This is a genomic window from Streptomyces sp. NPDC016562 (assembly GCF_043076955.1).
Classification (GTDB): domain Bacteria; phylum Actinomycetota; class Actinomycetes; order Streptomycetales; family Streptomycetaceae; genus Streptomyces.
Map to the genome: position 1 here is coordinate 1,619,159 of NZ_JBIBRZ010000001.1, position 25,034 is coordinate 1,644,192.

General features: G+C 73.3%; 22 protein-coding genes. 13 read left to right on the top strand and 9 right to left on the bottom strand.

The genetic code is table 11. The features are described from left to right. Positions 1-33: 33 nt before the first annotated feature. The gene (locus ACF059_RS07435; RefSeq protein ID WP_392052653.1) at positions 34-642 is read left to right on the top strand and encodes a TetR/AcrR family transcriptional regulator; all 609 of its coding nucleotides are present in this window, start codon (positions 34-36) and stop codon (positions 640-642) included. Positions 643-721: 79 nt separating this feature from the next. Here ACF059_RS07435 and ACF059_RS07440 read toward each other — a convergent pair whose 3' ends face one another. After that, complete coding sequence (locus ACF059_RS07440; protein ID WP_392052656.1) at positions 722-2,380, bottom strand: FAD-dependent oxidoreductase; 1,659 nt, start codon at positions 2,378-2,380, stop codon at positions 722-724. Positions 2,381-2,526: 146 nt separating this feature from the next. On the opposite strand from ACF059_RS07440, the gene ACF059_RS07445 reads away from it, so the two are divergent. Together ACF059_RS07445 and ACF059_RS07450 are read left to right on the top strand one after the other, a co-directional pair. Then, entirely contained in the window at positions 2,527-3,648 is a 1,122-nt protein-coding gene (locus ACF059_RS07445; RefSeq protein ID WP_392052659.1) for a SchA/CurD-like domain-containing protein, read from the top strand. A gap of 12 nt (positions 3,649-3,660) precedes the next feature. Continuing rightward, entirely contained in the window at positions 3,661-3,918 is a 258-nt protein-coding gene (locus ACF059_RS07450) for an acyl carrier protein (protein WP_392052662.1), read from the top strand. A gap of 125 nt (positions 3,919-4,043) precedes the next feature. Here ACF059_RS07450 and ACF059_RS07455 read toward each other — a convergent pair whose 3' ends face one another. Both ACF059_RS07455 and ACF059_RS07460 read right to left on the bottom strand, forming a co-directional pair. Beyond that, entirely contained in the window at positions 4,044-5,117 is a 1,074-nt protein-coding gene (locus ACF059_RS07455; RefSeq protein ID WP_392052665.1) for a methyltransferase, read from the bottom strand. Positions 5,118-5,151: 34 nt separating this feature from the next. Continuing rightward, a complete protein-coding gene (locus ACF059_RS07460) occupies positions 5,152-6,183 on the bottom strand; it encodes a nitrous oxide reductase family maturation protein NosD (RefSeq protein ID WP_392053132.1) in 1,032 nt (343 codons plus the stop codon). 372 nt (positions 6,184-6,555) lie between these two features. On the opposite strand from ACF059_RS07460, the gene ACF059_RS07465 reads away from it, so the two are divergent. Both ACF059_RS07465 and ACF059_RS07470 read left to right on the top strand, forming a co-directional pair. Then, positions 6,556-6,918: a hypothetical protein gene (locus ACF059_RS07465; protein WP_392052668.1), complete on the top strand. Its 363-nt coding sequence runs from the start codon at positions 6,556-6,558 to the stop codon at positions 6,916-6,918. 170 nt (positions 6,919-7,088) lie between these two features. Beyond that, entirely contained in the window at positions 7,089-10,991 is a 3,903-nt protein-coding gene (locus tag ACF059_RS07470; RefSeq protein ID WP_392052670.1) for a helix-turn-helix domain-containing protein, read from the top strand. Between the two features lie 22 nt (positions 10,992-11,013). Here the strand turns inward: ACF059_RS07470 and ACF059_RS07475 are convergent, their stop codons facing one another. After that, complete coding sequence (locus ACF059_RS07475; RefSeq protein WP_392052673.1) at positions 11,014-11,583, bottom strand: helix-turn-helix domain-containing protein; 570 nt, start codon at positions 11,581-11,583, stop codon at positions 11,014-11,016. A gap of 151 nt (positions 11,584-11,734) precedes the next feature. Here ACF059_RS07475 and ACF059_RS07480 point away from each other — a divergent pair, with 151 nt between their 5' ends. Genes ACF059_RS07480 through ACF059_RS07495 form a run of 4 tightly spaced genes read left to right on the top strand, consistent with a single transcriptional unit; the run spans position 11,735 to position 15,413 of the window. Then, on the top strand, positions 11,735-12,523 hold the full coding sequence (locus ACF059_RS07480; protein WP_392052676.1) for an ABC transporter permease: 789 nt from the start codon (positions 11,735-11,737) through the stop codon (positions 12,521-12,523). After that, positions 12,520-13,239 carry an ABC transporter ATP-binding protein gene (locus ACF059_RS07485; RefSeq protein ID WP_392052679.1) on the top strand — a complete coding sequence of 240 codons (720 nt, stop codon included), beginning with the start codon at positions 12,520-12,522 and terminating at the stop codon, positions 13,237-13,239. The genes ACF059_RS07480 and ACF059_RS07485 overlap by 4 nt, the downstream gene beginning before the upstream one ends. Positions 13,240-13,262: 23 nt before the next feature. Next, positions 13,263-14,255 carry an ABC transporter substrate-binding protein gene (locus ACF059_RS07490; protein ID WP_392052682.1) on the top strand — a complete coding sequence of 331 codons (993 nt, stop codon included), beginning with the start codon at positions 13,263-13,265 and terminating at the stop codon, positions 14,253-14,255. Positions 14,256-14,300: 45 nt separating this feature from the next. Further along, positions 14,301-15,413 (top strand): aryl-sulfate sulfotransferase, encoded by a 1,113-nt coding sequence (locus ACF059_RS07495; RefSeq protein ID WP_392052685.1) that lies wholly within the window; start codon positions 14,301-14,303, stop codon positions 15,411-15,413. 45 nt (positions 15,414-15,458) lie between these two features. Here ACF059_RS07495 and ACF059_RS07500 read toward each other — a convergent pair whose 3' ends face one another. The 3 genes from ACF059_RS07500 to ACF059_RS07510 all read right to left on the bottom strand — a co-directional run bounded on the left by ACF059_RS07500 (position 15,459) and on the right by ACF059_RS07510 (position 18,407). Then, positions 15,459-16,340: a S1 family peptidase gene (locus tag ACF059_RS07500; RefSeq protein WP_392052688.1), complete on the bottom strand. Its 882-nt coding sequence runs from the start codon at positions 16,338-16,340 to the stop codon at positions 15,459-15,461. Between the two features lie 134 nt (positions 16,341-16,474). Next, complete coding sequence (locus tag ACF059_RS07505) at positions 16,475-17,986, bottom strand: hypothetical protein (RefSeq protein ID WP_392053135.1); 1,512 nt, start codon at positions 17,984-17,986, stop codon at positions 16,475-16,477. A 226-nt stretch (positions 17,987-18,212) separates the two neighbouring features. Continuing rightward, complete coding sequence (locus tag ACF059_RS07510; protein WP_361945864.1) at positions 18,213-18,407, bottom strand: hypothetical protein; 195 nt, start codon at positions 18,405-18,407, stop codon at positions 18,213-18,215. A gap of 235 nt (positions 18,408-18,642) precedes the next feature. Here ACF059_RS07510 and ACF059_RS07515 point away from each other — a divergent pair, with 235 nt between their 5' ends. Then, positions 18,643-19,611, top strand: a complete 969-nt coding sequence (locus ACF059_RS07515) for a fibronectin type III domain-containing protein (protein WP_392052691.1) — start codon at positions 18,643-18,645, stop codon at positions 19,609-19,611. Positions 19,612-19,673: 62 nt separating this feature from the next. Beyond that, positions 19,674-21,770, top strand: coding sequence for an ATP-binding protein (locus tag ACF059_RS07520; protein WP_392052694.1), 2,097 nt, complete (start codon positions 19,674-19,676; stop codon positions 21,768-21,770). 143 nt (positions 21,771-21,913) lie between these two features. Here the strand turns inward: ACF059_RS07520 and ACF059_RS07525 are convergent, their stop codons facing one another. Next, positions 21,914-22,099 carry a DUF5999 family protein gene (locus tag ACF059_RS07525; RefSeq protein WP_361945873.1) on the bottom strand — a complete coding sequence of 62 codons (186 nt, stop codon included), beginning with the start codon at positions 22,097-22,099 and terminating at the stop codon, positions 21,914-21,916. 155 nt (positions 22,100-22,254) lie between these two features. On the opposite strand from ACF059_RS07525, the gene ACF059_RS07530 reads away from it, so the two are divergent. Together ACF059_RS07530 and ACF059_RS07535 are read left to right on the top strand one after the other, a co-directional pair. Beyond that, a complete protein-coding gene (locus ACF059_RS07530; protein ID WP_392052697.1) occupies positions 22,255-22,716 on the top strand; it encodes an SRPBCC family protein in 462 nt (153 codons plus the stop codon). Positions 22,717-22,779: 63 nt separating this feature from the next. Then, positions 22,780-23,556 (top strand): hypothetical protein, encoded by a 777-nt coding sequence (locus ACF059_RS07535; RefSeq protein ID WP_392052700.1) that lies wholly within the window; start codon positions 22,780-22,782, stop codon positions 23,554-23,556. Positions 23,557-23,602: 46 nt separating this feature from the next. On the opposite strand, the gene ACF059_RS07540 is transcribed toward ACF059_RS07535, so the two are convergent. Beyond that, on the bottom strand, positions 23,603-24,832 hold the full coding sequence (locus ACF059_RS07540; protein ID WP_392052703.1) for an acyl-CoA dehydrogenase family protein: 1,230 nt from the start codon (positions 24,830-24,832) through the stop codon (positions 23,603-23,605). Between the last annotated feature and the right edge of the window lie 202 nt (positions 24,833-25,034).

The window sequence follows — 25,034 nt, forward strand, 5'->3', positions numbered from 1 at the left end:
GTACGACCCCGTACGAAAGCGAAAGGAACGCCCATGGCACGGATGCCGTCGGCCGAGCGGCGCCGGCAGCTGACCGAGGCCGCGATCCGGGCGATGACCCGCGACGGCGTCGCCGGGACCACGACCAGGTCGATCTGCGCCGAGGCGGGCGTGTCCCTGAGCGTCTTCCACTACTGCTTCGACTCCAAGCAGGCCCTGCTCGAATCCGTCATCGCGGCGATCACCGAGCACAGCGTCACCGTGGTGCGGGAGGCGATCCAGCCCAAGACCACCCTGCACGAGACCATCCGGGCCGGCTTCCAGGCGTACTGGGACCACGTGTCGGCCCACCCGGGCGAGCACATGCTCACCTACGAACTCACCCAGTACGCCCTGCGGCAGCCCGGCTTCGAGCACCTGGCCCGGCGGCAGTACGAGCGGTACTCCGACACCTACGCCGAGCTCGTCGAGCAGCTCTGTGACCGCATGGGCTTCACCCTGCGCGTGCCGGTCCCCTCGCTCGCCCGCTATCTGGCGGCGATGACCGACGGGCTGACCCTGAACCACCTCGTCCTCGGCGACGGCTCCATATCGGCGGACATCCTCGACACGGTCACCGACCACGTCGCGAGCCTCGCCGCCGACGACGCCCGCACCGGCTGACGGCAGGCGGCGGAAGGCGGAGGGACGGCGGATCCCCGCACCGGCGGCCGGCGCGGGGATCCGGGTCGGGCGGTGCGGCTCAGGTCCGGTGCAGCAGGGCGGTCATCGCCTCGTGGAGGACGGTCTCCGGATCCGTGACGGCCTCGACCGAGCGCCAGGCCACGAAGCCGTCCGGGCGTACGAGGACCGCACCCGCCTTGGTCGTGCCGTGCACCTCGGCCCAGTTGCCGCCGTCCTCCGCGATCAGGTCGGCGTCCGGCCCCGAGCCGATCGCGTACGCCTCCAGGGGCGCCTTCAGCCGCTCGGCGACGGACAGCGCGGCACCGCGCCAGGGCGTGCCCTCGGAGCTGAGCAGGACGAAGGACCGCTCGTAGAGGTCCACGGTCGACCTCGGCTCCGGCTCCCCGGGGCCGCGCAGCCACATGTGCGGGGCGCGGGTGCCGGGATCGCCGCCGAGCTTCATCCGTTCGGGTACGACCGGAAGGTCCGGATCGCACCCGAGGACGGCGCCCTGGTTGTAGCGGTAGCCCATGGCCACGGACAGGACGCCGCCCTGCCGTCCGCCCCCGCGCCCGGCGGGTTCCGGCGCGGCCGCGGGGTCCGGCTCGTACCCCGGATGGCTGTGCTCCGCCGACCGGGCCGAGGCCCGCTCGCTCGTCGCGCGGGCCACCGGCTGCCGCTCGGCCTCGTAGGTCCGCAGCAGCCCGGGGCCCGCCGCGCCGTTCAGCACGGCGGCGAGCTTCCAGGCCAGGTTGTGGGCGTCCTGGATCCCGGTGTTCGAGCCGAACGCCCCGGTGGGGGACATCTCGTGGGCGGAGTCGCCGGCGAGGAAGACCCGGTCGGCGCCGTAGCGCTGCGCGACCCGTTCCGCGGCGTGCCACGGGGCCTTGCCGGTGATCTCCACGTCCAGGCCGGGTGCGCCGACGGCCCGGCGGATGTGTTCGACGCAGCGCTCGTCGGTGAAGTCCTCCAGCGTCTCGCCCTGGTCGGGGTGCCACGGCGCGTGGAAGACCCACCGCTCGTGGTTGTCGACGGGCAGCAGCGCCCCGTCGGAGCCGGGCTTGGTGAGGTAGCAGACGATGAAGCGGCGGTCGCCGACCACCTCCGCCAGCCCGCGGGACCGGAAGGTGATGCTCACGTTGTGGAAGAGGTCACCGGAGCCGCTCTGCCCGATCCCGAGCTGCTCCCGCACGGGACTGCGCGGCCCGTCGGCGGCGACGAGGTAGTCCGCGCGCACGGTGCAGTGCTCCCCGGTGTCCCGGTTCTTCACGACGGCGCTCACCCCGTTCGCGTCCTGGTCGAAGGAGAGGAGCTCGGTGGAGAACCGCAGGTCCGCGCCGAGCGAGGGGGTCACGGACATCAGGACCGGCTCGATGTCGTTCTGGCTGCACAGGCACCATGACGACGGGCTGAAGCGCGCGAGCGCCCCACCTGGGTCGATCTCCTCGAACAGCCACTCCTGGTCGTCGCCGGTCAGCGAGCCGCCTTGCGTGATGCCGTGGTTGTCCGCCAGGACCGAGGCGGCCTCACGGATCCGGCCCTCGACGCCCGCGACCCGGAACAGCTCCATCGTCCGTACGTTGATCCCGCGGCCGCGTGGGTGCATCGAGGTACCCGCGTGCTTTTCGACCAGCATGTGTCTGATGCCATGCCGGCCGAGGAACAGCGAGGTGCACAGGCCCACCAGCGAGCCGCCCACGATGAGGACCGGGACGCGGTGGTCGACGTTTTCCTTCATGGATCTTCCATGCCCTGTGGGAGGGGGGTTCCCTCGCTCCTTCACCCGCTTGGTTCTCTCCTCTCGCGCCGGGGGGATTACGGGACAACGATCGGTTCGGGTGGCGCCGCCCGTGGCGACCGTGTGGTCTCGAAGGAGTGTGAACGATGACAACCTTGTCGGAACGGATATCCCAGTCCGCCTTCGACGGCTCGAGGCTTCGGGTCGTGCTGCTGCTGGATCTGTACGACGGTGCGCAGAACAAGTTCCTGGAGGTGTACGAGCATCTGCGCGAGCAGGTGTCCTCCGTACCCGGGCACATCAGCGACGAGTTGTGCCAGTCGATCGAGAATCCCTCGCAATGGCTCATCACCAGCGAGTGGGAGAGCGCCCCGCGGTTCCTGGCCTGGGTCAGCAGCGAGGAACACGTCGCGACGGTGCAGCCGCTCCACGGCTGCGTGCGCGACACCCGCTCCCTGCGGTTCAGCGTGCTGCGCGAGGCGGGCAAGGACGTCGCCCCCGCCAAGGAGCTCGGCCCCACCCGTCTGCGGGCCGCTCCCCGACGGGGGGACGGCGTGGTGCGCCACGCCCTGACCTTCACCGTGAAGCCGGGCAGCGAGCCCGAAGTGGCGAAGCTGCTGGCCGGATACGCCTCCCCCAAGGCCCAGGTCGACGAGAGCACCCGGCTGCGCCGCACCTCGCTCTTCATGCACGGCAACCGCGTCGTGCGGGCGGTGGAGGTGGAGGGCGACCTCCTCGCGGCCCTGCGCCACGTGGCCCAGCAGCCCGAGGTGAGGGCGCTGGAGGAGGCCATCAACCCGTATCTGGAGCAGGACCGGGACCTCAGCGACCCCGGATCCGCCCGGACGTTCTTCACCCGTGCGGCGCTCCCGGCGGTCCACCACGTGGCCTCCGGCGACCACGAGCCCGCGGACGTCCGGCGCCACGCGCTCTTCTACCCGGCCAAGGACGGCTGCGGCACGGCACTCGCCCGGCTGCTCGCCGGCCAGGACGAGGCGGCCGTGGACGATCCGACGAGCCCCATCGAGGCCAGCACCGTCTTCCAGCGCGACGACATCGTCGTCCGGCTGCTCGACATGCGCGCCCCGCTCGAAGCCCGGCCCGCACTGTCGCTGGGCGTCGAGGGCAGCCACAAGGCGGCGGTGCTCGCCCGGCTGCTCGACAGCGCCAAGGACGGTGTCCCCACTACGGACGAGGAGATCGCACGCTTCCTCGCGCGCTCTGAAATGCGCCTGATCACCGACCGGCGTACGCCGGTGCAAGCCTGAGGAGATGTCGTCATGACCGCTCGACTGACCATGGAAGAACTGGCCGCCCTGATGAAGAAGGGCGCCGGTGTCACCGTAGACCCCGCCGACATGGAGAGCCGTCCCGACTCGGGCTTCGACGAGTGGGGCCTGGACTCCCTGGGGCTCCTCGGCATCGTCGGCGAACTGGAGAACCGGCACAGCCAGCCGCTGCCGGCCGACGCGGACCGGTGCAAGTCCCCGCGCGAGTTCCTCGACCTCGTCAACAACTCCCTGATGTCGGGAGCGTGACGTCCGGCGCGTGACGCCCGGCGCCTGATGCCCCGCGCGCCGACGCCCCCGAGACCGGCTCCGTGCCGGTCTCGGGGCGTTCGGGTGGCGGCCGGCGAGGCGGTGCCGCTGGTCCGGCGGCCGGATCAACCGGGCACGGTGCACTCGAATGCGTGCAGGTACGCGTTGACCGGACGGATCTCGTCGATCACCAGACCGGCGGCCTCCAGGCGCGTGCAGAGGCTCTCCCTGGTGTGCTTGGCGCCCCCGACGTTGAGCAGGAGCAGCAGGTCCATGGCCGTGGTGAACTTCATCGACGGGGTGTCGTCGACGAGGTTCTCGATGACGACGACCCTGGCTCCCGGGCGGGCCGCCGCGACGACGTTGCGCAGGGTGCGGCGGGTGCTGTCGTCGTCCCATTCCAGGATGTTCTTGATGATGTACATGTCGGCCTCGACCGGGATGGACTCGCGGCAGTCCCCCGGGACGATGCCGGTCCGTGCGGCGAGCGGGCCGCCCTCGCGCAGCCGGGGATCGGCCTTCGCCACCACCGCGGGCAGGTCGAGCAGGACTCCCCGCACGGCCGGGTGCCTCTCCAGCAGGCTCGCCAGTACGTGCCCCTGGCCGCCGCCGATGTCCGCGACCACCGCGACCCCGCCGAGGTCGAGGAGCTCCGCGACGTCCAGCGCCGACTGCGTGCTGGAGGTGGTCATGGCCCGGTTGAAGACGTGGGCCGACTCGTGCGCGTCCTGGTGCAGGTAGTCGAAGAACCCCTTGCCGTACAGCTCCTGGAAGACGTTCCCGCCGGAGCGTACGGCGTCGTCGAGCCGTGGCCACGCCTCCCAGGTCCAGGGCTCGGTGCACCACAGGGCGATGTAGCGCAGGCTGTGCGGATCGTCCTCGCGCAGCAGCCGGGACATCTCCGTGTGGACGAACGTCCCGTCCTCGGTCTCCGCGAAGATCCCGTAGCAGGACAGGGCGCGGAGCAGGCGCCGCATGGGCTGCGGCTCGCAGTCCACCGCCGTCGCGAGCTCGGCCGCGGTGGCGGGCGAGTCGCCGAGGGCGTCGGCCACCTTGAGGCGGGCGGCCGCCCGTACGGCCGCGGCGCACGCCGCTCCGAAGACGAGCTCGCGCAGCCGCATGGCCGGCTGGGGGGAGGCCGCGGTGGGGGCGGGGATGGGCGCGGGGGTGGGAGGGGGTGTGGAACTTACCGTGGTCATACGGCCTCGATTCTCCTGGTGAGGGGGAGCACGGTCAGCACATCCCGGCCGGCACGGAGGTCCCGCACTTGTTGCGGAGGAACTCGTTGCCCGTTCCGGTCCCCTGGTTGGCCAGGTCCGCCGGCTGGTTGTCACGCACCACGTTGTCCCGGATGACGTTGTCGGTGTTCTGCGCTCCGACGAAGCTCTTGAAGAGCAGGATTCCGCCCGACAGCGGGGAGGAGCCGACGTTGCCGCGGATGGAGTTCGAACGCACGATCGTCTGCTCCGCCCCGGTGAGGACGATGCCCACGCCCTGGATGTCGGGGAGGCGGGTGTTGCCCTTGCAGAACTTGTTGTTCTCGTGGATCCGGTTGCCGCGGATGGTCATGTCGCCGGCGCCGGGCTCGCCCTCGTCGCCGACGACGAACACGCCGCCGCAGTTTCCGGTGAGGGTGTTGCCGCTGACGGTGAGGTTCCTGACCCGCCTGACCGTCACTCCGATCCGGTTGCCGGTCAGGGTGTTGCTGCGGACGACGGCGCCCAGGGTGTCGGTGGCGCCGCCCTCGCGTTCGACGGTGTTCGCGATGAAGATCCCGGACTCGGTGTTGTCGCGTGCGACGTTGTCGCGGAACGTCCCGCGGGTGGAGCGCTCCTGCGCGATGCCCCAGGTGCCGTTCCTCTCGGAGATCACCCGCTCGACGCTCAGCCGGTCGGTGTAGGAGGCCCAGATGCCGTTCCGCTTGAAGCCGGAGACGGTGAGCGAGCGGATGTTCACCTGGCTGACGGCGTTCTGCGCCGTCCCCATGACACAGATTCCGGTGTCGGCCTGCGAGCAGGCGGTGCCAGCCGCCCGTGCGGGCTTCGCCGGCGTGCTCGGCGGCTTGATCACCGTCTTGGCGCCCCACCCGCGCAGGGTCAGCGGCTTCGTGATCAGCACGTTCTCGTAGTAGGTCCCGGGCAGGACGGTGATGATGTCGCCCGGCCTCGCGGCGTTCACCGCGGCTTGGATGGATTCGCCCTGGTGCACGCGGTGTCCGGCTGCGGCGGCGGGTGGCGCGACGGCCACGCCGAGAGCGGCGGCCATGACGACGGCGGTGCAGGTGAGGGACTTGAGTTGTCGGTTCGTCACGATGCCGAAGTTATGGGCGATTACGACCGCTCGCCACACCGGGTAAGCGGATGGATACATCCCGTGGGCAAACGGTGGCATTTTGAGGTCCGGAGGAGTGGATCGGCGAGTCGGTGGTTGACGGCCGTACGCCATGACGCCGGATCAGCTCCGGCGCGGCGGTGGGCACACGGCGCGGCCGTTGCCTCCCGCTCGGTGATCGCGCAGGTCACAGGGGGTTTCCCGGGTCCTGCCGCGACGGGCAACGGGCAACCCGTCGACCCCGGTGCGCGGCCGGGGCAGCCTGAGAGCGTCCGCTCGATCACGGCAGAACCACAAGGGGAAACCATGCTCAAGATGTTCCGCGGCGCCGCCGCCCTCGCCACCTCGGCCGTCGCCGTCCTCGCGCTCAGCGGTCCCGCCGCGGCCCAGCCGGCCGACGCGTGGGCCGGGTGCCCGGACGGGGCGGTCTGCATCTACCCCCAGAACCAGAACCCCGCCGTCAAGCCGACCCACGTCTTCTACAGCTACGGGGCCCACAACCTGAGCAACCAGTTCGGCAACCACTGGGTCCTCAACAACCAGTACGGCGGTGCGACCGCAAACCTGTGCACCGGCTTCGGTGGCGCGGGCTGCGGCAACCCCATCGCCGCCAAGACCGGTGTCTACGCCGACCTGACACCGATCAACTCGATCCGCCTCAACCCGTAGCACCTCCCCCGGGAGGGCTTTCGCAGCCGCCGTCCGCAGCCGCCCTCGCGACCTGCGCACGGCGGCTGCGGCCGTTCCTGTGCTCGTCATACCGGCCCGAAGAGCGGGCCTGCCGTCCGACCCCCGCTGTAGCCTGGGCACTGCCGTCTCGCTGCCTCGGCGTGCTTGCCATGGGGGATGTTGTGGGGGATCCGGACCGCCCGCGGAAGACCGATCACGAGCCCGCGCCCGACGACGCCGCGATGGCCTTTCCCACCCGGCTGCGACGTCTGCGGGTGCAACGCGGCCTGTCCCTGGCGGACCTCGCCCGGCGGACCCACTACAGCAAGGGCTACCTGAGCAAGATCGAGACGGGTGCGAAGCGTGCCACCGCGGATGTCGCGAGGCGCTGCGACGAGGTCCTGGGCGCGGGGGGCGAACTCGTGCGGATGGCCGGGGAGACGGGACCGCCCGACGGGGACGGCGCCGGCGGCGCCTCCGGCAGCGCGGGCGACGCCGTCGGCGGGCCCGGCGCGCCAGCGCGAGGAGACGGGGCGTGTCCCTACCGCGGACTGGCGGCCTTCACCGCGGGCGACGCGCGGTGGTTCTTCGGCCGCCGGCGGGCGACGGCCGAACTGGCCGAACGGGTCTTCGAGCGGATCGGCAGCGGACCGCTGATGGTGGTCGCCCCGTCGGGCGCCGGCAAGTCGTCCTTGCTGAACGCCGGCCTCGTACCGGCCCTGCGGCGGCGCGGCGGCTTCCCGATGCCGGGCGCCGACGCGTGGCCGGTGGTGCGGTTCACCCCCACCGCTCACCCGCTCGCCGAACTGCTCGACCGCGCCGCCAAGGTCCTGGGCGGCGATCTGGGCATCGGCGCGCGCGAGTTGCGGGAGCGGCCCCACGCCCTGCTGGAGGCCGTCCACCGGGTCTGCGGACCACCCCCGGCCTCCTCCCCCGACCGGCGGCCCCCGCCCGTCCGTCCGGTGCTGATCGTCGACCAGTTCGAGGAGCTGTTCACCCTGTGCACCGACGAGGACGAGCGGCGCGCGTTCGTACGGGTGCTCTGCGCGCTGGCGGTCCCGGGCCCGGCGCCGACGGTTCCGGCTCAGGCGCCGGCCCTCAGGGGCCCGGCGCCGGCCGGTCACGATCCCGCCGTCGTGGTGCTCGGCGTACGGGCCGACTTCTCCGGGAACTGCCTGGAGCTTCCGGAGCTGGCCCCGGTGTTCACCGGCGGCCTGTTCGTCCTGCCCCCCATGTCACCGGCGGAGCTGCGGGAGTCGATCGTCCGCCCGGCGGAGCTCGCGGGTCTGACCCTCGAACCGGGTCTGGTCCCGCTGCTGCTGCGCGACCTCGGGCTGGGCGACGATCCCCCCGCCCGGACGCCGTCCGGTGCGCTGCCCCTGGTCTCCCACGCCCTGCTGGCCACCTGGCGCCACCGCGAGGGGGCCACGCTGACCGTCGCCGGATACGAGCGCACCGGCGGCATCCGGGGGGCGGTGGCCCGGACGGCCGAGGAGGTGTTCGGCCGCCTGTACCCGGCCGAGCAGCGGACGCTGCGCCGCGTTCTCGTACGGCTGGTGCACGTCGCCGAGGGCGCGGGGGCCACCCGGCGCCGGATGAGCCGCACCGCCCTGATGGAACAGCTGGTCGACGCGGGTCCCGCCGCGGCCGCGCTCGACGCCTTCGTACGCGCCCGGCTGATCACCACGGACAGCGACACCGTCGAGATCACCCACGAGGCCCTGCTGCACGCGTGGCCGCGGCTGCGCGGCTGGATCGACGCCGACCGGGCCGGGCTCCTGATCCACCAGCAACTGGCCCACGCGGCCGCCGAATGGGAGCGCGAGGGCCGCGACCCGTCGGCCCTGTACCGCGGGACCCGGCTGGACAACGCCCGTTCCTGGGCCGACGAGCTCGACGGCAGGAGCCGCCTCGGCCCCTCGGAGGCGGCGTTCCTGCGGGCGAGCCAGAGCGCGCAGGACAGCCGCGAGCGGCAGGCGGAACGCCAGGTGCGGCTGCGGCAGCGGATGCTGGCCACGCTCGTCGTCCTGCTGGTGCTCGCCTTGGGCGCCGGGGGTCTGGCGTACCAGCAGCGCGCGGGGGCGCTCGGCCAGGAGCGCACCGCCCGTTCGCGGGCGCTCGCCCTGCAGTCCGCCGCGCTGGCCGCGGGCCAGCCGGAGGCCTCGATGCTGCTCGCCGGTGAGGCGTACCGGACCGCGGCGACCACGGAGGCGCGCGGCGCCCTGCTGAGCACGCAGTCCCAGCCCTTCATCGCCCGCCTGCGCGGGTACGACGGGCCGGTCAACGCCGTGGCCTTCGCGCCGGGGAACGCGTCCCTGGCGACGGCCGGCTCCGACGGCACGGTGACGCTGCGGCAGGTGGCCGACCGGCGCACGACCGCGACCTTCACGATGCCCGGGCGCCTGCGCGCGGTCGCCTTCAGCCCCGACGGCCGGACCCTCGCGGCCACCTCCGAGGACGGGCCGGCGCGGCTCTGGGACGTCTCCGGCCACCGTGCGGCGGCGGTGCTCCCGTCCAGCACGACGGGCGCGCGGGCGGTGGCCTTCGCGCCGGACGGGCGCACGCTGGCGGTCCCCGGCCCCGACGGGACGATCCGGCTGTGGGAGGCCGCCGGGGAGCACCGCGCCCTGGCCACGCTGGCCGGTCACAGCGGGAGGGTGAACGCCCTGGCCTACGCGACGGACGGCTCGACCCTGGTCTCGGCGGGCGCCGACCGGACCGTACGGCTGTGGGATCCGGCGGAGGCCCGGCCGCTGGCCGTGCTCACCGGACACACCGACGAGGTGCTGGGGGCGGCGTTCGCCCCGGACGGCCGTACGGTCGCCACCGGCGGCGTCGACCGGACCGTGCGGCTGTGGGACGTGGCCGGGCGCCGGATGTCCGCGACCCTGACCGGGCACAGCGACGACGTCAACGGCGTCGCCTACACCCCGGACGGAACGACGGTCGTCAGCGCGGGCGGTGACGGGACGACACGGCTCTGGGACGTGGCCGGCGGCCGCCTGACGGCCACCCTCGCCGGGCACACCGACTACGTCCTCGGGGTGGCCGTGGACGGCGCGGGCGCGGTCCTGGCCACCGCCGGTTTCGACCAGTCGGTGGTGCTGTGGGACCTGCGGGGCGCGGTGCTGGCCTCGCGGCCGTTCACGGAGGTCTGGCACGCCGCGTACAGCCCGGACGGAAAGCTGCTGGCCACTGCGGACTCGGATCACTCGGTGCGGCTGTGGGACGTGGCGGGGCGCCGGGTCGTGGCCACGTTCCCGGGGCGCGGCGAGACGGTGCTCTCGGTGGCGTTCTCCCCCGACGGGCGCACCCTGGCCGCGGCCGGCTCGGAGGGCACGATCCGGCTGTGGGACGCCTCCGCGCGCCCGCCGGCCGCGTCCCCGACATCGGCCGTGTCCGCGACGCCGGCCACGCTCGCCGGGGCGGCCGGGACCGTGTTCTCGGTGGCGTTCTCCCCCGACGGGCGCACGCTGGCCTCGGCCGGTTCGGACGGGGCGGTGCGGCTGTGGGACGTGCCGGGGCGCCGCCCCCTGGCGGTCCTCGCCGGGCACACGGACTTCGCCAACGACGTGGCGTTCAGTCCCGACGGGCGCACCCTCGCGAGCGCCGGCGACGATCTGACCGTCCGGCTGTGGGACGTGGCGGGGCGCCGCCCCCTGGCCGCCCTGACCGGCCATACGGGCGCGGTGCGGGGCGTGGCCTTCAGCCCGGACGGGCGCACCCTGGCCAGCAGCGGCAACGACGGCACGGTCCGGCTGTGGGACGCCCGGCGCCAGCGCTTCGAGGCGGCGCTCGCCGGGCACACCGGCTCGGTGCGGGGCATCGCCTTCTCCCCCGACGGCCGGACGCTCGCGAGCAGCGGGAACGACCGTACGGTGCGGCTGTGGGACGTGGCCGGGCGCCGGCCGGTGGCCGCGCTGTCCGGTCACGCGAACGCGGTGTGGGGCGTCGCCTTCGCCCCCGACGGGCGGACGGTGGCCAGCAGCAGTACGGACGGCACCGTGCGGCTGTGGGACCTGGACGTGGGGGCGCGGCTGGCGGTGATCGACCGGCTGCGGACCAACCCGTAGGCGGCGGCCCGGCGTTCGGGGACTACGCGTTCGCGATGACGAGCAGGGTGCGCGCCGGTTCCGGGCCCGAGAGGCGGCAGCGGTGCGGGACCTCACCGCGGTGGTGGGCGCTCTGCCCGGCGCGCAGGGTCAGCGGCTCCTCGCCCTCGACCTCCAGGACGATCTCGCCCTCCAGGACGTAGAGGAAGTCCTCGCCGGGGTGTTCGAACCAGCCGCGCTCGCCCCGGCCGGGCTCGAAGTGGTGCTCGTACGCCTCCATCAGGGTGCTGCGCCCGCCGGGGATCAGCACGCGCGCGACCTGCCCGGCGGCCTCGTCCACCCGGATCACCTGGGGGTCGGCCTCGTGGCTGACCGCGCCGGGACGGCCGGGGGGCCGCAGGAAGGTGCCGGGGGTGACGTCCAGGGCCTCGGCGATCCGGTAGATCGAGCTCAGGCTGGGCGTGGCGAGTCCGCGTTCCAGCTGGCTGAGGAAGGGCTGGGAGAGGCCGGAGCGGGCGGCGAGTACGGCCATGGAGACTCCGCGCTGTTTGCGGCAGCCGCGGATCACCCGTCCGACCTCGATCGCTTCGGGTGTGGGTTCGGGGCGGGACACGCAGGTGAACGTACCTCATCGCGCCGCGCGGGCCGTGGGGTCCCGGAAGGCTCCCGGAAGGCTTCGCACGGCTGCAACACAGCCTTCATAAGCCTGGTCAATTATTGACCTCACTTATCAACGCGCCAGGAACCGACCGAGGAGCCGCCCCGTGCCCGCCACCACCTCACCACCCGGCCAGGCCCCCGGCCGGCTCGGCCGCCTCGGCCCGGCCCTGGGCGCGGCCGGCGTCGTACTAGCCCTCTGGTACCTGCTCGCCCGGTACGGCGGGGTGGCCCCGGGGCTGCTGCCCACCCCGGGCGAGACCGCGGCCGCCCTCGTCGACAGCGCCCGCGGCGGCACCCTGGCCACCGACCTCGGCGCCAGCCTGGCCCGCGCCGGACAGGGCTTCGCGCTGGGCGCCGTCCTCGGCGGCGCGCTCGGCTTCACCACGGGCTACCTGCCGCGGCTGTCCGCCGCCGTCACTCCCGTCATCTCCTTCCTCCGCCCGATCCCGGCCATCGCGCTGGTGCCGCTCGCGACCGCCTGGTTCGGCATCGGGGAAACCGCCAAGCGCCTGCTCATCGCGTACGCCGTCCTGCTCGCCGTCTGGCTGTACGTCCACGACGGGGTGTCCCGGGTGCCGGTCTCCCACCTGCGGGCGGCCCGCTCCCTGGGGGCCCCGCTGCACCGGCGGTTCGCCGAGGTGCTGCTGCCGGCCGCCGCACCGGCCCTGCTCGCGGCGCTGCGGTACGGGGCGTCGGTGGCCCTGCTCGCCCTGGTCGCGGCCGAACTGGGCGGCGCGGACAGCGGGCTGGCGTACCGGCTCCAGGTCGACGGCCAGTTCCTGCGAGTGGACCGGATGTTCGCGGGCCTGCTCGTCCTCGGGCTGCTCGGGGTGGCCGTCGACCTCGTCCTGGCCGCGATCGGCCGGCGGGTCGTGCACTGGAGCGCGTCGTGAGCCTCGGGGTACGGCTGGAGGGGCTGGCGCTGGGCTACGGCGCCTCCGCGCCGGTGCTGGAGCCGACGGACCTGGACCTCCCGGCTGGCTCGTTCACGGCCCTGCTGGGGCCGAGCGGATGCGGCAAGTCCACCGTGCTCAACGCCGTGGCCGGGTTCGTACGTCCCACCGCCGGCCGCGTCACGGCGGGCACCGAACCGGTGCGCGGCCCGGGCCCGCAGCGCGGCGTGGTCTTCCAGCACTACGCCCTGTTCCCCTGGCGCACGGCCCGCGGGAACGTCGAATTCGCCCTCAAGCGTCTGCGCCTGCCGCGTGCGGAGCGGCGCCGGCGGGCCCTGGCCGCGCTGGCCGGGGTGGGACTCGCGGACGGCGCCCACAAGTACCCGGCGCAGCTGTCGGGCGGCATGCAGCAACGGGTCGCGCTGGCCCGCGCCCTGGCCGCCGAGCCCGAAGTGCTGCTGCTGGACGAGCCGTTCGGCGCGCTGGACGCACTGACGCGGACCCGGATGCAGAGCCTGCTGCGGGAGCTGTGGCAGCGCAGCGGCGCCACCGTGCTGTTCGTCACGCACGACATCGACGAGGCGCTGGCGCTCGCCGAGCGCGTGGTCGTCCTCGGCGGGAGCCCGGGGCGGGTGGTCGCCGACCACGCCGTGCCCCCCGGTCCTCCCGATCCGGAGCTGCGCTCCCTGATCGCGCGGCACCTCGGCTCCGCATGACTCCCCCGGAAAGGACCTTCACCATGATCAGACCCCGCGCACTGGCCGTCGTACTCCTCGCGGCCCTGTTCGCCCCGCTCGCCGCATCCTGCGCGGCCCCGTCCGGGCCCGGCGCCGCGCGGCCCGCCGTCACCCTCGCCGCCAGCGACCATCTGGGCGGGGCCCCGCTGTACGTGGCCCAGGAGCGGGGGCTCTGGTCCGCCGAGGGCGTGCGCGCCGCCGTCACCACCCATCCCACCGGCCGCGACGCGCTGAACGCGGTGCTCGGCGGCCAGGCGCAGCTCGGCGTCGTCGGCGACCTGCCCGCCGTGACGGCCGTGCTGGGCGGGCGCGAACTGCGGATCGTCGCCGAGCTGTCCCGGTTCTCCGACTGGCGCCTGCTCACCCGCACCGACCGGCAGATCCCGGATTTCGGCGCCCTCAAGGGCCGCCGGGTGGGGGTCCCGCAGGGCACGAACGTCGAGTACGCCCTGGCGCGGATGCTCGCCTCGGCGCACCTGACGGCGGCGGACGTGCGGGTGGTCAACCTCGCCCCGAACCAGGTCCCCTCGGCGCTGGCCCGCGGGGACATCGACGCCGGTGTCACCTTCCCCGGCTTCTACGGGGCCGCGCGCACCGCCCTGGGCGCCTCCTACGCGGAGCTCCCCTTCACCGGATACACGGCCCGGACCCTCCTGGTCGCGGGTGAGTCCGCGAGCGAGGAGGGCGTCACGGCGGTGCTGCGCGCACTGCTGCGGGCGCAGCGCGAGCTCGCCGCGGATCCGGCGGGCGCGCGCTCGGCCGTACTCGCCCAGTCCAAGGGAGTCCTCCAGGCCGACTACGTCGAGGACTTCCAGCCGCGTTACGCCTACGGCCTCACCCTCACGCCCGAGCTGCCGGCGCAGCTGGAGGAGGAGGCCGCCTGGGCCAAGGCCGCGCAGAAGCTGCCGGGCTCCGCCGACCGCGCCGCACTGCTGCGGCACCTGGACGCCGGACCTCTGACGGCGGTCGACCCGAGCGCCGTCACCCTTCCCTGAACCACCCCGCCCCGCGAACCCGCCCCACTACACCAGGAGACCCTCATGAGCGTCGTCGACCAGAACACCCTGCGCCGCCGCGGCGTGGGCCTGATCGCCCACGACCCCGAGCGCAGCTACGGCGGTTACACCCTCTACACGCCGATCACCAGCGCCGGCGAGATCCACCTCGTCGACATCGAGGGCCGGCCGGTGCACACCTGGAACTCCCCGCACCCGCCCGGCCGCCAGGCCCAGCTGCTGCCCGGAGGAAACCTCTTCTACGCGGCCAAGGACACCACCGGCCCCAGCCTCTTCCCCATCTGGGACGTCTACCACGGCGGCATCCTCCAGGAGCTGGCGCCCGACTCCACGGTGCTGCGCGAGGTCAGGCACCCCTTCCACCACCACGACGCCTCGGTCCTGCGCAACGGCAACCTCGTCATCACGGCGGTCGAGCCGCTGGCCCCGGCCGACGCCGCCCGGATCCGGGGCGGCATCCCCGGCTCGGAGGCACCGGGCGGCGTGATCTACGGGGACGTGGTGTACGAGCTGACCTGGGACGGGGAGGTGGTGTGGCGCTGGGCCGCCATCGAGCACCTCGACCCCGAAGCGGTCGCCCTCGACCCGCACTTCGCCCGCGAGCACTGGCCCATGGCGAACACCGTCAACGAACTCGCCGACGGCGGGCTGGTCGTGGGCTTCCGCAGCGCGTCCACCACCGTGGCCGTAGACCGCACCGACGGCTCCGTCCGCTGGCGCATCGGCCCCGACGTGCTCGCCCAGCAGCACCATCCGCACGAGCTGGCCGACGGGACCATCCTGGTCTTCGACAACGGCACCTACCGCGACACCACCTCGGTGCCGTACTCGCGGGTGCTGCAGCTCGACCCGCGCACCGGCCGGGAGGTGTGGTCGTACGAGGACAACCCTCCGCAGAACTTCTTCAGCCCGTACATGTCCAGCGCGCAGCGCCTGCCCAACGGGAACACCTTCGTCGCCGAGGGCTCCTTCGGCCGGCTCTTCGAGGTGACCCCCGGCGGCGAGGTGGTCTGGGAGTTCGTGGTCCCGCAGTTCCGGTCGTTCGGGGAGGGCGTGGGCCTGGAGTCCTCGGCCGGCGCGCAGAACGCGGTCTTCCGCGCCTACCGGTACGGCGCCGAGGAGCTCCCCTGGCTGTGACCGGGGCGCCCCGCCGGCCGGCGGGGCGCCCCGGTCCGGGCGGGCTCAGGACAGCGTGACCCGGTACTTGGCGAGGGCTTCCGGCACCGGCTGGTAGAACGTCGTGCCGCCGACGGAGCAGTTGCCGCTGCCGCCGGACGTGATGCCGAGGGCCTTCGTGCCGTCGTACAAGGCGCCCCCGGAGTCGCCCGGTTCGGCGCACACGGTGGTCTGGATCATGCCCCGGACCGTGCCGCCGCCGCTGTAGTGGACGGTGACGTCCAGCGCGGTGACGGTTCCGCTGCGCGTGCCGGTGGTGGAACCGCTGCGCTTGACCGCCTCGCCCACGTAGGCGTCCGCGGCGGTGTAGCCGCCCGGGTGGCTGAGCGAGGTGTTGTCGTAGCGGACCAGCGCGTAGTCGTTTCCGGGGAAGCTGGAGCCGACGGTCGGGCCGGCCAGGGTGGTCTGGGAAGAATTGGTGTACCAGGTCTTCACGACGTTCCCGCAGTGGCCGGCGGTCAGGAAGTAGTTCGTACTGCCGCTGACGACGTTGAAGGCCACCGAACACCGGTACCCGCTGCCGTAGATGGCGTCGCCCGGCCCCAGCAGGGGGGTGAAGGTCCCGGCGGTCCGCTCGATCCTGAGGGCGGCCGCGTCGGCGCCGGCCGCTTTCCTGATCTTCGTGAGACCGGCCTCGCTGACGGTGCTGTCGGCGGTCACCACGACCTTCCCGCTCGCCCGGTCCACGTGCCACGCGGTGCCACCGACGTCGGCGCCGAGGACGGCCTGGTCCACCTTGGCGAGCCGGCTCTCGCTGAAGGACTGCGGGGCGGCCGCCTGGGCGGACGGCAGGGGGAGCGCGGCGGCCGCCAGCAAGCCGGCGGCGACGGCGGCCAGGGTGAAGCGTCGTGTGGTGCCGGTGCGGGGAGTGGTGCGCGTGATCCTCACTGGTCTCCTCCTCGGAGCATGGGGGCCCGGTGGGTGGTGGGCCCTGTGAGGCACGGTCAGGACATGGCGTGTTCCTGACAAGTGCGCTGCCGTGAGTATGCGGAGACCGGCGCTGGCGCACAAGACCGACGGGCTCAGCCCCCGTCGCGGACCGCGACGATGCCGTTGAAGACGCCGACGTAGGCCGTGCCGTCGGGTCCGAGGGTGATCGGCGCCCAGTTGTTGTCGTACAGCGGGCCGGTGCCGGTCAGCTGCCGCCAGCGGCGCTCACCGGTGCGGAAGTCCACCGCACTGAGGTACCAGGCGTCGATCCCCCAGGCGTTGGGCTCCTTCTCGTAGAAGTAGAGGAGCCCGTTGGCGGTGGACAGCTTGGGGACGGTGGAGGGGGAGCGGATCGCGCTCTGCCACACCGTGTCACAGCCGCTGCCGTCGGCGCGGACGTCGATGCGGGTGACGCCGCCCACGACGGACTTGCCCAGCAGCAGGGTCGTGGGGTTCTCGTAGCCGTAGTTGTTCTCGACGACGATGCTGTTGCCCCAGGTGATCAGCGAGTTGTCGGTGGTCGAGGCGCCGGAGCCGAAGACGGGCACCTTGCAGACCTGCCGCCGCTCGGCCGGGACGTCGGCGCCCCGCCAGAAGACCAGGACGTTCATCCGGTCGTCGGCGTTGTCGGTGATGGCGACGTAGCCGTCGCCGAAGAGGTCCGGGGTCGTTCCCGAACCCTGGTTGACGGAGCCCGGCTTGGCGGCGCTCCCGCGGTCGTACGTCTGGCGCCACTGCACCTCGGGGGTGCCGTCGGCTGCGGCGCGGAAGCCGTAGAGCGCGTGGTCGGAGACGATGGAGACGCCGTCCGCGGCGACCGAGAAGGAGTTCTGGATCTCCTCCCCCGCCAGCCGGACCGACTTGATCCGCGAGGTCGCCGGGTCCACGGTGCCGACCCGGCCCTGCCGGGTGACCCACCAGATGCGGCCCTCCCAGTCGGGCATCACCGAGGTGACGGGGTCGCACGCGCCGCTGGGCCGCAGGTTGGTCCAGCTCACGCAGTCGTGCGGGACCTGGCCGGTGAGGTCCCAGTCGTCGTCGACGGTGAACTGCCAGCTGCCGTCCGGGCGCTGTGCGTGCGAGAGGCGCAGGACGTGCTGGCGGGAGTCGGCCAGCACGGCCCGGTCCTGGTCGTCCAGGTAGAAGTAGGCGCCGCCCGAGGTGTCCTTGAAGATCTTCGAGAAGTCGAGCGAGGTGATCGCCTCGACCGTCGAGGAACGCTGCGGGAGCCGGTACTCCGCGAGGGTGGCGAGCGTACGGGGCTCCAGGAGCTTGACCTGGAAGCCCGAGAAGGTGCCGCACACCGTGACCAGCCGGCCGGCCGAGTCGAAGGTGGCGGTGGCGCATTCGCCGCCGAGCGCGGCGATCCTCTCGCTCGTCACGCGCGGGTTCCTGCCCAGCGGCCCCGGCCAGGGGGAGGTGGCGCTGCCGCCGGCGTCGGAGTGCATGCCGCTGCGGCCGTTGGGGGCGAGGAAGGGGTGCTGCGCCGGCGCCTCACCGGGCAGCGGTGCGGCCTGCGCCGGGCCGCCCTCGTAGTGACTGATCAGGCGGTGGCCGGGGGCCTTGGGTATCTCCTCGGCCTGGGCCCCGGGGCCGCCGTACATCACCGTGAAGGCGGCGACGACCGGCAGCACGGCGCAGTTCAGCGCTCTTGGGAACATCCGGACTCCTCCGTGTCTCTTCCGTTCTGCTGACGTCGCATCCGCTCGCGTCCGATGGCGTCCAATGACGTCCGATCGCGTCCGGCACCGCGCCGCGGCCAGACGCTAGATCGCCCGGCCGGAGGAGTCCATGGAAGGGCCGGATGATTCACGCGGGCGCAACAGTCGGTCAGGGATCGAGACTGGAGACCACGTTCGCGGTGGCCGTCAGGCCGTTGTGGATGGTCGCCGCCATGCTGCTGCTCGCCAGGTAGAAGCCCAGCAGCACGCAGACGACGGCGTGCGAGAACTTGAGCCCGCCGCTGCGCAGGAAGATCCAGGCGAGGATGAGGAGCAGGACGACCACGGAGAGGGAAATCACCATCGAAACCTCCTTGCTTCGGCGTCATGGTGGCGCAGGAGGGGGTGCCTTCGGGCGAAACACGTGTCCGCCGTACGGGTGTTGACCGTCCGTGACGGTCGTTCGGTCCTTGACGGCCTCACTCCCGCGGCCCGTTGAGGCCGCCAGCCGCGAGCCCGCCGCACGGGGGTTGCCCGGCCCGCCCCCCGCGTGCCATATATGTCTAGACCTTTACGCGGAAGCGGAGGAAGCCACCCCCGTGCACCCCACCCGACGCACCGTCCCGCTCCTCGCCCTCTGCCTGTGCCTCGGCGCGGTGCTCGGCGGCGCGGCCGCGTGCACCGCGCCCGACACCGAACCTCCGCCCGCCCCCGCCGGGCTCACCGCCCAGGCCGGCAGCGCCACCAGCGTGCACGTCATGTGGGACACGGCGGCGGCCCGGGACGGGGTGCGCGGCTACCAGGTCTTCGAGGCCGACCGCCTGGTCCGCGAACTCCCCGCGGACAAGACCATGGTGGACGTCACCGGCCTCGCCCCGCAGACCGGTTACGTCTTCACGGTCCGGGCCAAGGACGCCGCCGGGAACCTCTCCGGCCCGGGCCCCGCCGCCCGGGTGACCACCCCGCCGGCCAGGGCCGAGGACCAGGAGGCCCCCACCGCCCCGGCCACCACCACCGCCCGGGCCACCGGGCCGCGCTCCGCCCAGGTGTCCTGGTCTGCGGCGACGGACGACACGGGCGTGACGGCGTACGACGTCTACCAGGGCGGCGTCCGGATCCACACCGCCGGCCCCGGCGAGAGCGGCACCGTGCTGAGCGGACTGCGGCCCGACACCGTCTACACCTTCACCGTCCGGGCCCGGGACGGGGCGGACAACTCCTCCCCCGACGGCCCCGCGGTGGACGTCACGACCCCGCCCGCCTCCGGCGACGGGCCCGGCACCGCGCCCGCCGGATTCACCGCGGCCGCCTCACCGGGCACCGTCACCCTCGGCTGGAGCGCCCCGAACACAGGCCGCGAGACCACCGAGTACGAGCTGTACGTCAACGGACGGCCCACCACCGTCATCCAGTTCGGCGCGGGCGCCGTGCCCGCCGGCCGCGTGGAGCACCGGCTCACGGTGGCCGAGCCGGCCGGCACCGTATGGGCCGTGAAACTGCGGGCCCGGCTCCCGGACGGCACCTGGGGTGCCTTCTCCGCGGAGCGGCGGATCACCCTCATCGCGTGAAACGAGTCGGCGATCCGGCCTGAACGGCACGGTCGGATAAGAAGATCACGCACAATACATCCGTGTTCGGTGAGTACTCGGTCCATGACAATCAGGCAGATCCCGCGGACGGCGATCCCGGGCCGTGCTCCGGCGCCGCGCTCGGCAACCTGCCCACGGAGCCGGCGAGCTTCGTCGGGCGGGAGCGTGAACTGCACCTTCTCGACGTCCTGTTGCGCGAGCGCAGACTGGTCACCCTCACCGGGGTGGGCGGTGTCGGCAAGTCGCGGCTCGCCCTGCGGGCCGTCACCGACCCCCGGCAGGCGCGCCCCGACGGCGTCTGGTGGGTCGATCTGTCGCCGCTGCGCGATCCCGGTCTGCTCACCGCGACCGTCGCCCACGCCATCGGTCTGGCCGACCACTCCGCCCGTCCCCTCGACGAGGAGCTGTGCGCGTGGATGGCCGACAAGGAACTCCTGCTGGTCCTCGACACCTGCGAGCACCTGGTGGCCGACTGCCGCCACCTCGTCGGTGAACTCCTCCAGTCGGCCCCCGGCCTGACGGTCCTGGTCACCTCCCGGGAACCGCTCGACTGCGCGACGGAAGAGCTCGTCGACGTCCGGCCGCTGCCCTGCGAGGGCCCCGACAGCGACGCCCTCGCCCTCTTCCGCGCCCGCGCCCTCGCCGCGACCCCGCAGGCGGCGGCCGCCTTCGCCGACCCCGCGCGCACGGCGGTCGCGGCCGACGTCTGCCGACGGCTGGACGGCATCCCGCTCGCGCTGGAACTCGCGGGCGCCCGGATGCGGTTGTGGACTCTGGAGGAGATGGCCGAGCGGATCGGCGAGCGCTTCGAGGTCCTGTCGGACCTGCGGGCCGCCCTACCGCCCCGGCACCAGACGATGCGCACCACGATCGGCTGGAGCCACGAGCTGTGCGCGCCGCTGGAGCGCCTGCTGTGGGCCCGGCTCTCGGTCTTCACCGGTGACTTCGACGTGGCCGCGGCCCGCGCCGTGTGCGCGGGCGGTCCGCTGCCCGCCGCCCGCGTGGAGCGCGTACTGGCGGGCCTGGCCGCCAAATCGGTGGTCCTGCACACCACGGAACGCGGGGCCGGCGCCCGCTACCGCATGCTGGACACGATCCGCGAGTACGGGCACGACTGGCTGGACGAGCTCGGCGAGGTCCGGATCGTCACCGACCGGCACGCCCACTGGTACGCGGCCCTGTGCCGAGCCGCCGACCAGGGCTGGCTGGGCCCGGGGCAGGTCGACTGGTACCGCAGGATCACCGCCGAGCACGCGCAGCTGCGCACGGCCCTGGAGCACCTGCTCACCGCGGACCCGACGGCCGCGCTGGAGATGGCCGGGGCGCTGTGGTTCTACTGGTTCGCGTGCGGGCACGTGCACGAGGGCCGGGCCTTCCTGGAGCGGGTCCTGCGGGCCGCCCCGCCCACGGGGGCCGCGTACAACCAGGCCGTGTGGGCTCTGGGGCTCACCGCGCTGCTCCAGGGCGACATGGACACGGCCCAGCGGCTCGGCGAGGAGTGCACCCGGGACGCGGCCCGGCTCGCGGACCCCGAGCGGGAGCTGCGCGCGGCCTACCTCCACGCGGTGTCGGTCCTCATGCCCGGAGACGCCGTACGGGCCCTCGCGCTGGCCGGTCCACGGGCCCGGGCGAGCCACGGCGGGCGGACCAGCGCGCCGGGCTGGCTGCTGTGCAAGCTGGCTTCCGGATACGCCCTGTGCGACCTGGGCCGCTTCGAGGAGGCCACGCAGGAGGCGCGGGCCCTTCGGGAGGCCTGCGCGGAGCTCGGCGAGCGCTGGCTGCGCGCGTACGCGGACTACATCCTGGCGGTGGCCGCGCTGGGCATGGGCGACCACGGCGAGGCCGCCCGGCACGTGCGGGCGATGCTGTCCGGCAAACGGCTGCTCGGGGACCGCTTCGGCATCGCGCTGGGCCTGGACCTGCTGGCGGCGGCGGTGGCGGGGCTCGGCGACGGGGAACTGGCGGCGCGGCTGCTGGGCACCGGGCACGCCTGGTGGCGCACGGTGGGCCGGCCGCAGATGGGCTCGCCCTCGCTGACGGCCCTGCGGGACCAGGGCGAGCGGCAGGCCAGGGCGGCGATCGGCGACGCCGCCTACGAGACGGCGTTCCTGGGCGGTGCGGCGTCGTCCACCGGCTGAGGACCAGCCGATGGACCACGTAAGGCGCGTGCTCCCGTCAGTACGGGAGGGGTCTGCCCGACGGTGTGCGCAGGTCCAGGTCTCGGGGGGCGGGCTTGGGGACGGGCTTGCGGATCAGCTGCTGGCGCATGCTGCCTCCTCGCTCAGACCAGGGCCGGGCGGCGGGGTTCCACCGTACGGCGGTCGGGGAGCAGTTCACCGGTGTCGTCGAAGACCACCACTCCGTTGCACAGCAGGCTCCAGCCCTGTTCGGGATGGGAGGCCACGATGCGGGCGGCGTCGTGATCGGCGCTGTCGGCGGCAGGGCAGGGGGGCTGGTGGGAGCACATGGCGCACCTCCTCGCGTAGTGGGGCGGGAAGGCCGGTGGTCACCCGGTCGAATCCGCGATCCACGGTGGCGGTGAGTATTACTGATCGCCACCCCCGGATGGAACCCATAATCGCCGTCCAGTTCACGGTGTGTATGCCCGCTTACCATGCGCTCATGCCCGTTATCCGGATCATTCACCGCACCTCTCTGGCTCCCTCCGAGGCCTGGCTGCGGCTGACGGACTGGGAGCGCCACGGCGCACAGGTCCCCTTCACCCGGACGGTCATCGAGACGGCGCCGCCGACGCACGTCGGGACGATCTTCACGGCGCGCACGGGAGCGGGAAGGATCACCTTCGACGACCCCATGGAGGTCGTCGTCTGGCGGCCCCCCGCGCCGGGGCCGGCGCACGGACCGGGGGCCGGCTCGGCGGGACTGGTCCGGCTGGAGAAGCGCGGCCGGTCGGTGACGGGCTGGGCCGAGATCGAGATCCGCCGCTCCCCCGCCGGGGGCAGCGAGGTCCACTGGCGCGAGGACCTGCGGGTACGCGGCCTGCCCCGCGCCCTGGACCCCGTGGTCGCGGCGGCGGGCCGGCTCCTCTTCGGGCGGGCCCTCGCCCGGCTGCTGCGCCCCTGAGCCGGGAGGCTAGGGTGCCGTGATCACCGCGCCGATGATCACTACGCGACCGAGGAGATGTCCGTGGCCACTCCGCCACCGCCGCAGCAGGGCGCCGGCCCGTACGGCCCCTACGCCCCCCAGCAGAGCGGCCCCTACGTCCCGCAGCAGGGCGGCCCGTACGGCCCCGCCCCCGCCGGACCCCAGCCGTACGGCGCGTACGGCGCGTACGGCGCCCACCCGGAGCCGGGCCGCTACGGGTGCCGGCTCTGCGGGTCGTGGCCGGCCGCGCCCGCGACCGTACGCGGGCACCAGGGCCTGATCGTGCTGATGCGCTTCCTGAGCGTGCCCGGGCCGCTGTGCCGCGACTGCGGGCTCGCGACGTACCGCCGGATGTCCTCGGACACCCTGTGGCAGGGCTGGTGGGGTCCGCTGTCCTTCTTCATCACGCCGGTGACCCTGCTGCTGAACCTGGGCCCGCGGGCGGCCTTCCGCAAGCTCGCTCCCCCGGCGGGAGGCTTCCGGCCGGCGCTGGACCCGGGCAAGCCGCTGTGGCGCCGGCCGCCCGTGCTGATCGTCCTCGTCCCGCTGCTGCTGCTCTTGCTCGCGATCCCGGCGCTGGCCGTGCTCGGGGCGGTGGTCGGCGACGACGCGCCGCACCCGCTGACCTCCGGGCAGTGCGTGCGCAACAAGGGCGACTGGAAGGACCAGAGACTCGTCGTCGTCGACTGCCTCTCCGTGGCCGCCGAGTACCGGGTGCGCCGGCCGACGGCCACGGCGCCCTGCGGCCCCGGCGACTACCTGGCCCGCCCCGAGTACAGCCCCGACGGCACCCTCAACTGCCTGACCCCGCTGCACTGACGCGCCGAAGGCCCGGACCCTCGCGGGTCCGGGCCTTCGGACGGTGCTAGCGGATCGGCATGCCGGAGAGGGTGCGGGCTATCACCAGCCGCTGGATCTCGCTCGTGCCCTCGAAGATGGTGTAGATGGCGCTGTCCCGGTGCATGCGCTCCACCGGGTACTCACGGGTGAAGCCGTTGCCGCCGAGGATCTGGACCGCCTGGGCGGTGACCTTCTTGGCGACCTCGCTCGCGAAGAGCTTCGACATCGAGCCCTCCGCCGACTCGAACGGCCGGCCCGCGACGGCCATCCAGGAGGCGCGCCACACCAGCAGCCGGGCCGCGTCGATCTGGGTGCGCATGTCGGCGAGCTGGAAGGCCACGCCCTGGTTGTCGATGATCGGGCGGCCGAACTGCGTGCGGGTCCTGGCGTAGTCGAGGGCGACCTCGTACGCCGCACGCGCGGTGCCCACGGCCATGGCGCCGACCGCCGGCCGGGAGGCCTCGAAGGTGGCCATGGCGGCGTTCTTCACGCGCTCGCCCCCGCCGTTGCGGGCCCGCTCGTGGGCGCGGGCCAGCCGCTCGTCCAGCTTCTCCTTGCCGCCGAGCAGGCAGGATCCGGGGATCCTGACGTCCTCCAGCACCACCTCCGCGGTGTGCGAGGCGCGGATGCCATGCTTCTTGAACTTCTGGCCCTGGGACAGGCCCGGGGTGTGGGGCGGCACGATGAAGGAGGCGTGGCCCTTGGTGCCGAGCTCCGGGTCGACGACGGCCACGACGATGTGGACGTTGGCGATGCCGCCGTTGGTCGCCCAGGTCTTGGTGCCGTTGAGCACCCACTCGTCCTTCGCCTGGTCGTAGACGGCCCGGGTGCGCATGGCGCCGACGTCGGAACCGGCGTCCGGCTCGGAGGAGCAGAAGGCGGCGAGCTTCACGTCGTTCTGGTCGCCGTACATCTGCGGGATCCAGGTGCCGATCTGCTCCTCGGTGCCGTTGGCGACGACGCCGATGGCCGCGAGGCCGGTGCCGACGATCGACAGGGCGATGCCCGCGTCACCCCAGAAGAGCTCTTCCATGGCCATCGGGACGCCGAGGCCGGTAGGGTCGAAGAACTGCTGGGCGTAGAAGTCCAGCGAGTAGATGCCGACCTTGGCGGCCTCCTGGATGACGGGCCAGGGAGTCTCCTCGCGCTCGTCCCATTCCGCGGCGGCCGGGCGCATCACATCGGCGGCGAAGCCGTGGATCCAGTCCCGTACCTGCTTCTGGTCGTCGTTCAGCTCCATGGTGAACTCCGCCATGTCCCCTCCACCTGTCTGTGCTCGTACCTGCGAAAGTTACTAGCGGTAACCCCCACCGGGGCACAGTCTGTTACCGGCGAGTAGCCACTGTCAAGCATCAGCCGCACCGGCGGCGGCGACGGGCTGCGGCGACCGTCGACGGCCGCCGAGTCGATCGGCGGGGTGTGCCGGGTGTTACGTTGCGTGTGCGTCAGGCACATCG

Bases quoted from the DNA above. Each gene is read 5' to 3' on its own strand.
- ACF059_RS07470 (WP_392052670.1), top strand. From the start codon at position 7,089: ATGGGGGATGTTGTGGGGGATCCGGACCGCCCGCGGAAGACCGATCAC.
- ACF059_RS07505 (WP_392053135.1), bottom strand. From the start codon at position 17,986: ATGTACGGCGGCCCCGGGGCCCAGGCCGAGGAGATACCCAAGGCCCCC.
- ACF059_RS07495 (WP_392052685.1), top strand. From the start codon at position 14,301: ATGAGCGTCGTCGACCAGAACACCCTGCGCCGCCGCGGCGTGGGCCTG.
- ACF059_RS07460 (WP_392053132.1), bottom strand. From the start codon at position 6,183: ATGGCCGCCGCTCTCGGCGTGGCCGTCGCGCCACCCGCCGCCGCAGCC.
- ACF059_RS07530 (WP_392052697.1), top strand. From the start codon at position 22,255: ATGCCCGTTATCCGGATCATTCACCGCACCTCTCTGGCTCCCTCCGAG.
- ACF059_RS07525 (WP_361945873.1), bottom strand. From the start codon at position 22,099: ATGTGCTCCCACCAGCCCCCCTGCCCTGCCGCCGACAGCGCCGATCAC.
- ACF059_RS07455 (WP_392052665.1), bottom strand. From the start codon at position 5,117: ATGACCACGGTAAGTTCCACACCCCCTCCCACCCCCGCGCCCATCCCC.
- ACF059_RS07490 (WP_392052682.1), top strand. From the start codon at position 13,263: ATGATCAGACCCCGCGCACTGGCCGTCGTACTCCTCGCGGCCCTGTTC.
- ACF059_RS07440 (WP_392052656.1), bottom strand. From the start codon at position 2,380: ATGAAGGAAAACGTCGACCACCGCGTCCCGGTCCTCATCGTGGGCGGC.
- ACF059_RS07465 (WP_392052668.1), top strand. From the start codon at position 6,556: ATGCTCAAGATGTTCCGCGGCGCCGCCGCCCTCGCCACCTCGGCCGTC.
- ACF059_RS07540 (WP_392052703.1), bottom strand. From the start codon at position 24,832: ATGGCGGAGTTCACCATGGAGCTGAACGACGACCAGAAGCAGGTACGG.
- ACF059_RS07445 (WP_392052659.1), top strand. From the start codon at position 2,527: ATGACAACCTTGTCGGAACGGATATCCCAGTCCGCCTTCGACGGCTCG.
- ACF059_RS07510 (WP_361945864.1), bottom strand. From the start codon at position 18,407: ATGGTGATTTCCCTCTCCGTGGTCGTCCTGCTCCTCATCCTCGCCTGG.
- ACF059_RS07435 (WP_392052653.1), top strand. From the start codon at position 34: ATGGCACGGATGCCGTCGGCCGAGCGGCGCCGGCAGCTGACCGAGGCC.
- ACF059_RS07450 (WP_392052662.1), top strand. From the start codon at position 3,661: ATGACCGCTCGACTGACCATGGAAGAACTGGCCGCCCTGATGAAGAAG.